15 protein-coding genes are annotated in these 12486 nt (G+C 56.4%); 7 read left to right on the forward strand and 8 right to left on the reverse strand.

Translation table 11 applies throughout. From position 1 onward, the window contains the following. Nucleotides 1-12 precede the first annotated feature (12 nt). Entirely contained in the window at nucleotides 13-825 is an 813-nt protein-coding gene (locus AAC637_RS09520) for a TIGR00282 family metallophosphoesterase (RefSeq protein WP_340303347.1), read from the reverse strand. Nucleotides 826-835: 10 nt separating this feature from the next. Further along, on the reverse strand, nucleotides 836-1429 hold the full coding sequence (locus AAC637_RS09525) for a 5-formyltetrahydrofolate cyclo-ligase (protein WP_340303348.1): 594 nt from the start codon (nucleotides 1427-1429) through the stop codon (nucleotides 836-838). A 111-nt stretch (nucleotides 1430-1540) separates the two neighbouring features. Between AAC637_RS09525 and AAC637_RS09530 the strand changes: the two genes are divergently transcribed. The 5 genes from AAC637_RS09530 (at nucleotide 1541) to AAC637_RS09550 (ending at nucleotide 6358) form a co-directional block, all read left to right on the forward strand. Further along, a complete protein-coding gene (locus AAC637_RS09530) occupies nucleotides 1541-2158 on the forward strand; it encodes a VOC family protein (RefSeq protein ID WP_340303349.1) in 618 nt (205 codons plus the stop codon). A 33-nt stretch (nucleotides 2159-2191) separates the two neighbouring features. Next, a complete protein-coding gene (locus AAC637_RS09535; protein ID WP_340303350.1) occupies nucleotides 2192-2671 on the forward strand; it encodes a GNAT family N-acetyltransferase in 480 nt (159 codons plus the stop codon). A 60-nt stretch (nucleotides 2672-2731) separates the two neighbouring features. Further along, nucleotides 2732-3424 (forward strand): molecular chaperone DjiA, encoded by a 693-nt coding sequence (locus AAC637_RS09540; RefSeq protein ID WP_340303351.1) that lies wholly within the window; start codon nucleotides 2732-2734, stop codon nucleotides 3422-3424. Beyond that, nucleotides 3425-4432, forward strand: a complete 1008-nt coding sequence (locus AAC637_RS09545; RefSeq protein ID WP_340303352.1) for an endonuclease/exonuclease/phosphatase family protein — start codon at nucleotides 3425-3427, stop codon at nucleotides 4430-4432. A gap of 102 nt (nucleotides 4433-4534) precedes the next feature. Continuing rightward, complete coding sequence (locus tag AAC637_RS09550) at nucleotides 4535-6358, forward strand: M3 family oligoendopeptidase (RefSeq protein WP_340303353.1); 1824 nt, start codon at nucleotides 4535-4537, stop codon at nucleotides 6356-6358. Between the two features lie 58 nt (nucleotides 6359-6416). Here the strand turns inward: AAC637_RS09550 and AAC637_RS09555 are convergent, their stop codons facing one another. Then, entirely contained in the window at nucleotides 6417-7385 is a 969-nt protein-coding gene (locus AAC637_RS09555) for a Gfo/Idh/MocA family protein (RefSeq protein WP_340303354.1), read from the reverse strand. A 141-nt stretch (nucleotides 7386-7526) separates the two neighbouring features. Between AAC637_RS09555 and AAC637_RS09560 the strand changes: the two genes are divergently transcribed. Continuing rightward, entirely contained in the window at nucleotides 7527-7763 is a 237-nt protein-coding gene (locus AAC637_RS09560; protein ID WP_340303355.1) for a YdcH family protein, read from the forward strand. A gap of 44 nt (nucleotides 7764-7807) precedes the next feature. Here the strand turns inward: AAC637_RS09560 and AAC637_RS09565 are convergent, their stop codons facing one another. The 5 genes from AAC637_RS09565 to AAC637_RS09585 all read right to left on the reverse strand — a co-directional run bounded on the left by AAC637_RS09565 (nucleotide 7808) and on the right by AAC637_RS09585 (nucleotide 12158). Further along, nucleotides 7808-8263, reverse strand: coding sequence for a CoxG family protein (locus AAC637_RS09565; RefSeq protein ID WP_340303356.1), 456 nt, complete (start codon nucleotides 8261-8263; stop codon nucleotides 7808-7810). 71 nt (nucleotides 8264-8334) lie between these two features. After that, on the reverse strand, nucleotides 8335-9747 hold the full coding sequence (locus AAC637_RS09570) for a helix-turn-helix domain-containing protein (RefSeq protein ID WP_340303357.1): 1413 nt from the start codon (nucleotides 9745-9747) through the stop codon (nucleotides 8335-8337). Nucleotides 9748-9811: 64 nt separating this feature from the next. After that, complete coding sequence (locus AAC637_RS09575) at nucleotides 9812-10537, reverse strand: hypothetical protein (protein ID WP_340303358.1); 726 nt, start codon at nucleotides 10535-10537, stop codon at nucleotides 9812-9814. Next, a complete protein-coding gene (gene serS / locus AAC637_RS09580; RefSeq protein ID WP_340303359.1) occupies nucleotides 10521-11813 on the reverse strand; it encodes a serine--tRNA ligase in 1293 nt (430 codons plus the stop codon). The genes AAC637_RS09575 and serS overlap by 17 nt, the downstream gene beginning before the upstream one ends. Nucleotides 11814-11912: 99 nt before the next feature. Continuing rightward, nucleotides 11913-12158: a hypothetical protein gene (locus tag AAC637_RS09585; RefSeq protein ID WP_340303360.1), complete on the reverse strand. Its 246-nt coding sequence runs from the start codon at nucleotides 12156-12158 to the stop codon at nucleotides 11913-11915. Here AAC637_RS09585 and yajC point away from each other — a divergent pair. Then, nucleotides 12149-12430, forward strand: coding sequence for a preprotein translocase subunit YajC (yajC, locus tag AAC637_RS09590; RefSeq protein WP_317655526.1), 282 nt, complete (start codon nucleotides 12149-12151; stop codon nucleotides 12428-12430). The two genes, AAC637_RS09585 and yajC, sit on opposite strands and share 10 nt — an antisense overlap. The last annotated feature ends 56 nt before the right edge of the window (nucleotides 12431-12486 follow it).

Here is a 12486-nt window from a genome sequence, read left to right on the forward strand (position 1 = left end):
CAAGCACCCTGTTCACGCAGTTGCCTGAGACAGCTTGCCGCCGACCCGCACCGCGCGCACGACAGTGGCGCGGCCTGTGCGGTCATCGGTTTCAATGTAAACCCCTGATAAGGTCGCCTCACCGAGGGCGGGGCTAAAACGCTCTTTTGGGATATGGGTCAAGAAACGGCGCAGCGGTTCGGCCTTATCCATCCCGATCACGCTGTCATAATCGCCGCACATCCCCGCATCTGTTTGATAGGCGGTGCCATTTGACAGGATCATTGTGTCTGCGGTTGGCACATGGGTGTGGGTGCCCACAACAAGGCTCGCGCGGCCATTGCAGTAATGGCCCATGGCCATCTTCTCGGATGTCGCTTCAGCGTGGAAATCCACGATGACCGCTTGCACCATGCCGCCCAAAGGATGCGACTTTAGGATCGGATCAAGGGCTGAGAAGGGATCATCATAGGGGTGTTTCATGAACACCTGACCCAAGGCCTGCGCAACCAATACTTTGCGCCCACCGGGGGCTGTGAAAATACGCGCGCCCTGTCCAGGTGCCGCTTTCGAGATATTCAGGGGCCGTATCACGCGCGGCTCATTTTCGATAAAGCCAAACATATCTTTTTGATCAAACGCATGATCGCCCAAAGTTATGCAATCAGCCCCAGCCGCCAGAATATCTTTCGCATGCCCACCCGACAGTCCCATGCCCGAAGTGGCGTTCTCGCCATTCACAACAACGAAATCAAGTTTCCAGTCTTCGCGCAGACGCGGCAGATGGGTGGTGATGGCGGCGCGCCCCGCGCGGCCCATCACATCTCCTAAGAAAAGGCATTTCATGGGGAAACCCCTAGTCCCCTTTGGTGTTTTGCGCAAGCGCAGCATGGTGAAGGCCGCTTTCGGTGACGACCACATCCAAGGGTTGATCTGTTGGCTCAACGGGCAAGCCGCTAAATCGTTGGGCACTATAGGCAAAGCCAATCGCGCGCAAATTAGGCTTTGCTACGCGCAGACCTTCTAGGCTGCGGTCGTAAAACCCGCCCCCATACCCAAGGCGCTGGCCATAATCGTCAAACCCGACCAAAGGCATAATGACGATATCAGGGATCAGGCTTGCCCCTTCTGGCGGGATTTCTGCGCCAAATTCCCCCGTGATCAACGGGCCATCATAAGCCCATTCTCGAAACAGCAGCGCCGCATCCTTGGCCACGATTACGGGAAGGCAGAGGCGATTTTTCTGCCCCAAACGTGCCATTGCAGGGCGGGGGTCTATTTCCGTGCGAATGGGCATATACGCGGCGATGATTGCCCCCTCGACTGGCCCGATTTCAGCCAAAAGTCGCGCGGTCGCGGCCTCAGGCGCAGGCCCTAATTCGGTATGGGCCAATTTACGCGCGGCGAAGGCAGATTTACGCAAGAGCGCCTTGTCATTCGGGGTTGTCATTTTTGCCTCTTGCCTTTGCGCCGAAATCTTCATTCAACACGATCATAAGGTCGTGCAACGGCGCAAGGATGTTTGCGCGCGACCATAACCCTGCATAAAGGCGACTTGAAGATGATGATGGTATTAGATCACGTGGCAATCGCCGCAGAAGACTTGGCTACCGCCGAGGCAGAATTGACCGCGGCCCATGGCCTGACCTTTCAAGGCGGCGGTCAGCATATGGATATGGGCACTCATAATCGCCTAATTGGGCTTGGGCCTTCGGAATATTTGGAACTGATCACCCCGTGCCCAGACATTCCCGCACCTTCGCAACCGCGTTGGTTTGATTTGGATCGGTTCTCTGGCGCGCCGCGGGCGCGGTCTTGGGTCTGCGCAGTGACAGATTTGGACGCTGCTTTGGCGCAAATTCCCTTTCCTCTTGGCAGGGTCTGGAATTTGGGCCGTGGTGATCTGCGGTGGCGCATGACGATCCCTGAAGATGGGATTTTGCCGTTTGATGGCCTGTTCCCTGCGCTGATCGAATGGCAATCGGGCGGCCACCCTGCAACGCGCCTGAATGATGTTGGGGTGCGGCTTGAGGCGCTCGCGCTAGAAACGCCACAGGCAGAGGCGCTTCGGGCCGCGCTTACGCCTCTTTTTGCGGATACCCGCCTGTCTATCGCCAAGGCGGACGCGCCTAAGATTTCCGTAACGCTTGCGACCGAAACTGGCGCGGTGGTTCTTTAAATTGTGGTTCTCTCAACAATCGACACCTTCAAAATGACCCCAGAAATTTGTCCCGCCCGTGCCGCACATATTCCTTCGATCCTTGAGATCTGGAACCATGTGATCCGTGACACGGCCTATACATTCACAAGCACGCTCAAGACGGTTGAAGATGTGGAACATATTCTCACCGATCAATGCGCCCTTGTGATGGTCGAAGGGGCGCGGGTTGTTGGGTTCGCGCGCTTTGGCCCGTTTCGTGGGGGGGATGGTTATAGGTTTATCGCAGAACATACGATCTTAATCGCCCCTTCGGCGCGCGCACGCGGGCTCGGCCCCCGCCTCCTATCGGCGCTTGAGGACGAAGGGCGAAAGGCAGGCATCGCGCGTTTCGTTGCGGGTATTGGTGGCGAAAATGACATCGCGCAGAAATTCCATAAATCGATGGGATATACCGAAACGGGGCGGATGCCGCGCATTGGGTGGAAATTTGAACGCTGGCACGATCTGGTCTTGATGCAGAAAGATCTTTGAGTGGCGGCAAAAGCCCAAAAAACTCTGACAAGCCCTGCCAAACAAGCTATGGCTAGGCCCATGTCGATCTGGGCCAAAATAACGGATGCCGTATCCGCCCTCGCCCGTGGTGAAAGCCTATCGGTTCTGTTCGAGCGCCTGCGTCGTCCGCCCGAGCGCAGTGTGGCCTTTACCATCGCAGTCATCGCGCTTGGGGCAAAAATGGCCAAGGCGGATGGTCATGTCACCCGTGATGAGGTCGCAGCCTTTCGGCAAGTGTTCCATATTCCTGCGGCCGATACTGCCGCCGCTGCGCGTGTTTTCAACCTAGCGCGCGAGGATGTAGCAGGATTTCAGGATTACGCGCGCCGCATCGCAAGGATGTTTGAGCCCGCCGCGCCAATTTTAGAGGATCTGCTTTCAGGTCTGTTTCATATCGCCCAAGCCGATGGTCACTATCACCCCGCTGAAGATGAATTTTTGGCGCGAGTGGCCGAGATTTTTGGAATTTCGCCTGCGCGGTTTTCGGCCCTGCGCGCAACATTTATCCCAGATGCGCCGCAAGACCCTTTTGCCATTTTGGGCATATCCCCTGAGGCCAGTGCAGAGGACATTCGCAGCCGCTATCGCGCGCTTGTGCGGGAAAACCACCCAGACCAGATGCAGGCCCGTGGCGTGCCGCCCGAAGCGGTTAATCTTGCTGCTCATAAAATGGCGGCGATCAACCGCGCCTATGACGAGATTGTAAAATCCCAGACCCGACAGGGGAGATAGATGCGCTTCGCCAGCTACAATGTCGAATGGTTTGATGCGCTGTTTTCGGATGATGGCAGCTTGCTTGAAGATGGCACATGGTCATCGCGCTATAAAATCACCCGCGCGGATCAAATGCGGGCCTTGGGGCGGGTTTTCATCGAGCTAGATGCCGATGCGGTGATGATCATCGAAGCCCCAGACACCAAGAAATCCCGCGACACAGCGCGTGCCCTTGAAAATTTTGCGGCCCGATTTGAGTTGCGCTGCCGTAAGGCTATCAAAGGGTTCGATAACGACACACAACAGCAAATTGCGCTTTTGTATGATCCCGATCAGATGGATGTGCACCATGATCCCGTGGCAAGCGAGGCCGCACCGCGGTTTGACGGAAAATTCCGAATTGATCTCGATATTGATGCGCGCGCCGATGTGATTGGCTTTTCCAAGCCGCCGCTTGAGGTCGCAGTAACAACCGCCAAAGGCGCAATGCGCATGATCGGTGTTCATGTGAAATCCAAAGCCCCGCATGGGGCCCGTAGCCCCGAGGAGGTGATGCGCCTCGCCATCGCCAATCGGCGCAAACAACTGGCCCAAGCGATCTGGTTGCGTGCCCGTGTTGATGACCATTTGGCCGCAGGTGATCCCTTGATTGTGATGGGCGATTTCAATGACGGGCCAGGTTTGGATGAATATGAAAAATTGTTTGGGCGCTCCTCGCTTGAGATTGTTTTGGGCTGCTATCTGCCGCGGTCGCAACAATTGTTTGATCCGCATGCCGCGCGCGCGCTGCAAAGCCTGACTGCGGCAACACAAACCAGCGCGCGGTTTTATATCCCAGAGGAAAAGCGCTATCTGTCAGCGCTGCTAGATTACATCATGGTTAGTCCCGATTTGCGCGCAAAACGGGGGCAGTGGCGCATCTGGCATCCGTTCGAGGATGCCGCCTGCTATTCGGATATTGATCTGCGCACAGCGCTGTTGGTGGCATCCGATCACTTCCCCGTTGTGGTTGATCTTGACCTTTAACTTGGCGCCCTGAGAGGAAATCTGCGCCTTAGGGGTTGAGGGCGCGGGGTTTGCACCGCATATCTTGGGAAAGATATTTCGCAGTTTATCAAAGGCAGTGACATGACCCATCATACCGATCCCCGCCAATTCGATGCCCAGTCCGAGACAGGTGGCGGGGCGTGGGCGGATTTGCCCGAATGGGATTTGAGCGACCTTTACCCATCGGTTGATGCGCCCGAACTCAAACGCGACATGGAATTTTTGACCAAAGAATGCGCGGCATTTGCCGCGGATTACGAGGGCAAATTGGCCAATCTCGATGCCAAGGCCATGCTGGACTGCGTGCTGCGCTATGAAAAGATCGACATGGTGGCAGGTCGGATCATGTCCTTTGCAGGTTTGCGCTATTACCAAAAAACCACCGATGCAGGCCGCGCGAAATTCATGTCCGATTGTCAGGACAAGATTACCAATGCGACCACCGCGCTGGTATTCTTTAGCCTTGAATTTAACCGTTTAGACGAAGCCTATCTTGAGGCGTTGTTGGCTGCGAATGCCGAACTGGCGCGGTACCGCCCCGTCTTTGATCGGATGCGCGCAATGAAGCCCTATCAGCTGTCTGACGAGATGGAGAAATTTCTGCATGACCAATCGGTCGTGGGGGCGGCTGCATGGAACCGTCTTTTTGACGAAACGATCGCAGGCATGAGCTTTGAGGTGGATGGCGAAGTGATGGGGATTGAGGCCACGCTCAATTGCCTATCTGAGCAAAACCGCGCCAAGCGCGAGGCGGGTGCGCGCGCATTGGTAAAGGGGTTCGCTGCGCAATTGCCCCTTTTTGCGCGGGTGCATAACACTTTGGCTAAAGAAAAAGAGATCGAGGATCGGTGGCGCAAATTGCCCTCCGCGCAAGCGGCACGGCATTTGGCCAACCATGTCGAGCCCGAGGTGGTCGAGGCGCTGCGCAACGCGGTCGTGGCGGCCTATCCGCGCCTTTCGCACCGCTATTACGCGCTTAAGGCCAAGTGGCTGGGCCTTGAAACCTTGGAGGTCTGGGATCGCAACGCGCCGCTGCCGATGGAGGATGAGCGCATCGTGCCATGGATCGAGGCGCGCCGTATTGTGACCGAGGCTTATTCAGCCTTTGATCCGCGCATGGCCGAATTGGCCGAGCCGTTTTTCACCGATGGTTGGATTGACGCGGCGGTGAAAGAGGGTAAAGCGCCCGGTGCCTTTGCGCATCCCACTGTGGCCGATGCCCATCCTTATGTGATGCTCAACTATCTGGGGAAACCGCGCGATGTGATGACCTTGGCGCATGAATTGGGCCACGGGGTGCATCAGCGTCTGGCGGCAGGGCAGGGCGAATTGTTGTCCTCCACGCCTTTGACCTTGGCGGAGACGGCAAGCGTTTTTGGCGAGATGCTGACCTTCCGCAGAATGTCGTCTGAGGCCAAAGATCAAGCTGCGCGCAAGGTTATGTTGGCGGGCAAGGTTGAGGATATGATCAACACAGTCGTGCGGCAAATTGCGTTTTATGATTTTGAATGCAAACTCCATGCGGCGCGGCGCGAGGGGGAGTTGACCCCTGACGATATCAACGCGCTTTGGATGAGCGTCCAGGCCGAAAGCCTTGGGCCTGTGTTTAACTTCATGGAAGGCTATGAAACCTTCTGGGCCTATATCCCGCATTTCGTGCATTCGCCATTCTACGTATATGCCTATGCCTTTGGCGATGGGCTGGTGAACGCACTTTATGCGGCCTATGAGGAGGGCCAAGACGGGTTTGAGGAGAAGTATTTTGATATGCTAAAGGCAGGCGGATCAAAGCATCACAAAGAACTGCTTGCGCCCTTTGGGCTTGACGCCTCTGACCCTGCGTTTTGGGATAAGGGCCTGTCGATGATTGAAAGCATGATTGATGAGCTAGAGGCGATGGAATAACCCCGCGCCACCACAGCCAAAGAAAAAGGGGCCGCGCGGATGCGTGGCCCCTTTTTTCTTACCCCGCCTTGGCGCGGATTGCGTCAATCGTTTCTTGGGTTTCTACCGCATCTTCCAGTCGCCATTTGAGCGCGGCACCATCCAAAATGGCCGCATTCAGATTTTCCACCTGCAACACATATTGATTGACCTTGGGGAAGCGGATTTCGCGGCGCTCCATCCCTGTTTCAATCACGAGGCGGGCTTGGTCGAACACGCCCGCATTATAGGGGGTTGGGACGCGTAAAACCCCATCGCTGCCGTGGAAGGTGACCTCTTGGAACGGGTGCATCCGCATTGACGTGAGCCATTGCGCATCAAACCCATCAAAGCCTGCACGCGCCTCTGCGGTAACTTCACAATCGCCCTCATATTCGATTTTCGCGTCATAAATCTCGCGTAAGGTTCCACCTGTTGCAAAACGGGTCGAGCCGATGGTGTAAACCCCGATATCGGGCAATGATCCGCCACCCATGGCTGCCTTATTGCGGATGTTCTGGGTATCGGCCGCATTGTTATAGGTAAAGGCCGCACGCACGCGCTGCAGCTGCCCCAATTGGCCCGATGCAATAATCTCTCGGGCCATTTGCCATTGCGGGTGATGCACGATCATAAAGGCCTCGCTTGCAACCAGACCTGATTTATCTCGGGCTTCGATCAAAGGTTGGATTTCGGGCGTGGTCATTGCGGTTGGTTTTTCAACCAAAACATGCTTGCCCGCTTGGAGGGCTTTGATCCCCCATTCAACATGCATCGTATGGGGCAGCGGAATATAGACCGCATCAATCATCGGATCCGCCAAGAGCGCGTCATAGCTGTCATGCACGTTCAGGTCAGGGGCGATCCGAGTGAAGGGCGCGGCCTTGCCGACATCGCGCGTGGCAATTCCCGCCAAACGCCCACGCCCCGCTAGATGCAGCGCAGGTGCCATCTCGTTTAGTGCAAAATTGGATGCGCCCAAAATGCCCCAATTGACGTAATGTTCCATTCTGTCCCTCCCTTATATGCCGAAACCCTAGCGCCAAGCTGTGGCGCATGCAAAGCGCAATCATTTGATTTAGCGCAAAGACCGCTGCCTGTCTGGGGATTTAGATTGGGCGTGACTGTAATGGTAAAAGGACGCGAACCGATGTCGAACACCCCGCATGAACTGGCCGAAGATTTTCCGCAGGATGCTGAGAAAATCCATGAGCAGAAAACCCAAAACACGCATTTTGCAAAACTGACGGCTGACTATCACGAGGTGAACCACGCCGTGCATCGTGCCGAGACAGGTGTTGAGCCATTGGAAGAATTGGCTGAAATAGCGCTACGCAAGGAGCGGATGCGTCTCCAAGACGAAATCGCCGCCATGTTGGCGGCGTAATCGCAGATTGAAAATTTGGGGGCGGGCCTGATTGGCCCCCCGCCTTAGCCCTCAGCAGTGCCTTCGACCTGCGCCTGAAAGCGTTCGAAGAATTGATCAGCCATTTTAGTGGCAAAGCTATCAATCAAGCGCGAGCCAAGTTGTGCGATTTTACCGCCAACTTTGGCCTCAACCTCATAGGTCAGTTCGGTGCCACCGCCCTCGGCATCGGATAAGGCCACTTTCGCGCCCCCTTTGGCAAAGCCCGCAACACCGCCTTTGCCTTCGCCTGTGATCGTGTAGCTTTCAAGCGGAACGATATCGGAAAGCGTGACCTGGCCCTTAAAGGTTGCTGAAACAGGCCCAACCTTCTGTTTGACTGTAGCAGCGAAGCCTTCCTCAGGGCTGCCTGTTAATTCCTCGCATCCTGGGATACACGCCTTGAGCACCTCGGCGGAATTCAGCGCCGCCCAAACGGTTGCGCGGTCTGCGTTCAAAATACGAGAGGCTGCTAATTCCATGGATGTCATCTCCGTCACTATGTTGCGAAAACCCTATATCCTAGGGTGGTCAGCGGTCAATTCTGCATGGTCTAAGTTTCGAGGCGATAGGGCAGTGTGCCGCGTTCATGCGGATCAACGCGCAGTTTTCCTTCGAGAGGCGGCACAGAGCGTTGGTGACAATTTTGCCGTTCGCAAATGCGGCAAGAAATCCCGATGGGCTGATAGGCCCCATCATCATCCAAGGGCATGCCATCGGCATAGATCAATTCCTTGGCATGTTTCACCTCGCAGCCCAAAGAGATCGCAAAGCGGCGCAGCGGTGCGCCCCATGCCCCGCCTGATTTCGAAACATCCCGCGCCAAAATGAAATAGCGCACCCCGTCAGGCGTTTCGGCCAATTGACGCAAGAATTGGGTAGGTGTTTCAAAAGCCTGATGGACATTCCACAAAGGGCAAGCCCCGCCAAAGCGCGCGAATTGAAAGCGTGTCGCAGAATGGCGCTTGGTGATCGTGCCTGCTTGATCGACACGGGTAAAGAAAAACGGCACCCCTTTGGCCCCTGGTCTTTGTAGGGTGGCCAGACGATGGGCAACTTGTTCAATTGAAGCGCCAAACTGGATCGATAGGCGTTCTAGATCATGGCGTGTGGTGCGCGCGGCCTCGGCAAAACGGGTATAGGGCATTAACACAGCGCCCGCGAAATAATTAGCCATGCCGACTTGGGCAATGGCGCGGGCTGTCTCCGATTGGAACCGAGCGAAATCAAGCGTTGCGTCCAACAACTGCGCCTGCCCCAAAAGCGCGTATTGATGCAGCAATTGAAAGCGCTGTGTTTCGGGCGCGGCGCGTGGCGACAGCGTTAAAACGCGCGTTTCGGTGTCATAACGGCGCAATCCCTGATCTGTCGCGCGCCGAATTGTGACGCCTTGCGCGGACAACATGGCCTCGGTATGCGCGGCCAGGTCCCCTTGCGCTTTCGTGGCAAAACGTTCGGCGGCATGATCCACGGCATCAATGTAATTGTCGCAATAATGGAAGAAATCCCGCACCTCCTCCCAAGGCGAGGGGGCAGCGCCGCTGCCATCGCGCCCCAATGCCTCATCCAAGGAAGCGAGGCGCTCTTGCGCCTGACGATAGGCGCGATGCAGGGTTAGAAAACTATGGGCAAGCGCGGGCGCGTTTGAGGCGGCCAGCCTCAGATCGGTCAGCGCGGGTTGGCCATCCGTGAAAACGGGGTCTGCCAAGGCCTCGCGCATATCAGAGATCAGGCGTTCCGCATCGCCCGAGGTCAGTTCAGTCACATCAAAACCAAATTCCTGCGCCAAGGCCAAAACAACCACAGTCGAAAGTGGGCGGTTGTTGTTTTCCATTTGGTTCAGATAGGGCAAGGAAATGCCAAGCTTGGCCGCGAAGTCCTTCTGCGTCAGTTCAAGCCTCTGACGCAATTCGCGCAATTTCGCGCCAACATAGAGCTTGCGTGTATCTTGGCCATTCGCGCGCATGGATTTGCCCCTTGGTTGGCTTTGCAAACCCTATTTTGCCAATTTGCAAGATTGCGCGCAAGCCTCACACGCGGGCACGGATCCCCTGATAGGCGAGAGCGGCGATCCCGCCAACAGCGGCAAGGCTTAGCGATGGATCACTTTGCCATTGCGAGACAATCACGCCAACCAAGGCCCAGATCACGGCTATCGGATAGGTGATGACCCTGAGCCGCGTGGTCAAGGCGGAGGCGGTGGCAAGTGCCCCCAAAAGACCCGCCCAACCTGCAATTTCGCGGGGCACTATGCCAAAGCCCGTTAAGATTGTTGCAAGCGCCACAAACCCCGCAGCCGAGAGCCATCCCGCGTATAGGCCCAAAGGTGCCCGCGCCCATGAGGTTGGGCTTATTGGTGCGCGCAAACAGGCCAGAACGGCGGTGATCAGCATGATGAAAATCAGGATTGTGGCCCAAATCGGACTGCGCAGCGCCACCTCAATCCAGATTGCGCCAATGCCTGCGCTGACGATCAGGGGCCAGCGCATGGCATCCCAGTTTGGATTGTTGGCATAGCGCCACAGCCCATAGCCCGCGCTTGCAATCAGCCACAGGTAAATGACCCCCCAAATCGCAAACGCATAGCCCGCAGGTTGCACAGGCGGGGTACTGACATCATAGGGCAGGGTTGCGGGGTCAAATCCTGTGAAAGGCGCGGTTAAAAGCGGCGCGCCTGCAAAGGCCAAAACCAAGACCAGCGTGACAGCGGCACGCAATTTTGTGGGGTTTAGGCCAGACTTAGCCAAGCGTGCCATCCGCCAAAAGCCGTGTTTTGCCGCCCAAATAGGGGTGCAGCGCCGCAGGCAGGGTGACGGAGCCATCTGCCTCTTGTCCGTTTTCAAGCACTGCGATCAAACAGCGCCCGACCGCAAGGCCAGAGCCGTTGAGGGTATGCACAAATTCAGGCTTGCCGCCGCCTGATGGGCGGAAGCGCGCATTCATGCGGCGTGCTTGGAAATCTCCGCAGCTTGAGACTGATGAAATCTCGCGATAGCAATCCTGACCCGGAAGCCATGCTTCGATGTCATAGGTGCGCACCGCGCCAAAGCCCATATCGCCCGTGCACAGCGTGACAGAGCGATAGGGGATATTGAGCGCCTCTAAAATGCCCTCAGCACAGCGCAACATCCGCTTTTGCTCATCATCCGAGTGATCGGGATGCGTGATCGAAACCATTTCAACTTTTTCGAACTGGTGCTGACGCAGCATTCCCGCCGTATCGCGCCCTGCGCTGCCTGCCTCAGACCGAAAACACAAAGAATGCGCGGTATAGCGCATTGGCAATGCGGCCTCCTCCACAATTTCGCCTGAGACGATATTGGTCAGCGTCACTTCGGAGGTTGGGATCATCCACCAGCCATTGGTGGTTTCATAACTATCTTCGCCGAATTTCGGCAATTGGCCCGTGCCGAACATCGTTTCGGGGCGCACAAGGACAGGGCCGTTCATTTCGGTCAGGCCGTTTTGATCGACATGGGTGTCGAGCATGAATTGCGCCAAGGCGCGGTGGATCCGTGCCACAGCACCCCCAAGCATCACAAAGCGCGAGCCGGACAGTTTTGCGGCTGTCTCAAAATCCATGCTTGGCGCAACAGAGGACAATTCAAAATGTTCTACAGGTTTGAAATCAAAGCTGCGCGGGGTGCCCCATTTGTGCAATTCCACATTGTCAGTCTCATCCGCCCCATCTGGAACATCAGCGGCGGGCGCATTGGGGATCGTGGCCAGCATATCGCGCAAAGCCGCATCACGGGTCTTGGCCTCATCCTCAAGGCGGGCAATCTCGTCTTTCTTTTCTGCAACAAGGGCGCGCAGGCGCTCGAATTCGGCTTCATCACCGCGGGCCTTGGCCGCCCCCACATCTTTTGATGCGGCATTGCGTTCGGCCTGCGCCGCCTCGGATGCCGTGATGCAGGCGCGCCGTGCTTCGTCCAACGCCAGAATTTCCGCAGACAGTGGCGCGAGACTGCGGCGCGCAAGGTTTGCGTCAAATTGTGTGGGGTTTTCACGAATGGCGCGAATGTCATGCATTGGATTTGCCTTTATCTCAGAACAGGGCGCAGGTTCCCTTTTGGGCGGTATGCAATATTGCGCGGCGCGGGGAAAGGGGGTGTTACAATTCTTGGCGTCTCAGGGGCTGACAGCGCCGCATCTTATACCCATATAGGGCGCGATGGCAGGATTGCCGCAGGGCGCAGTCGCAGTATTGGCCTGCCTTGCGCTTCGGACGGTGGGAAAGTAACGTGCCGCCAAATTGACGGGCTTTGGATTATCATGCACCCAAGTCCGCCAACCATCTGCCCGATCTTGGGTGAATTTGATCAAGCCTCCGCCGCTGCGGGCGCGAATATAAGGATAGACCGACCATGGAAGCATTTGCACAATTCGTGCCGCTGATTTTGATCTTCGCGATCATGTATCTGCTTTTGATCCGTCCCCAGCAGAAAAAAGCCAAAGAGCATCAGGCGATGGTTGCTGCGCTGCGCCGCGGCGATCAGGTTGTCACCGCAGGCGGCATCATGGGCAAGGTCAGCAAAGTCAAGGATGAGCGCGAGGTCGAGCTTGAGATTGCAACGGGTGTAAATGTCCGCGTTGTGCGCAACACCATCACGCAGGTTGTTTCAAAAACAGAACCCGCCAAAGAATAATCTTCGGCTGACCAAGCCCTGCCATTTGGCGGGGCTTTGTGTGAGAAAAGGCTAAG

Source organism: Roseobacter sp. HKCCD7870, assembly GCF_037830315.1.
Classification (GTDB): Bacteria; Pseudomonadota; Alphaproteobacteria; order Rhodobacterales; family Rhodobacteraceae; genus M30B80.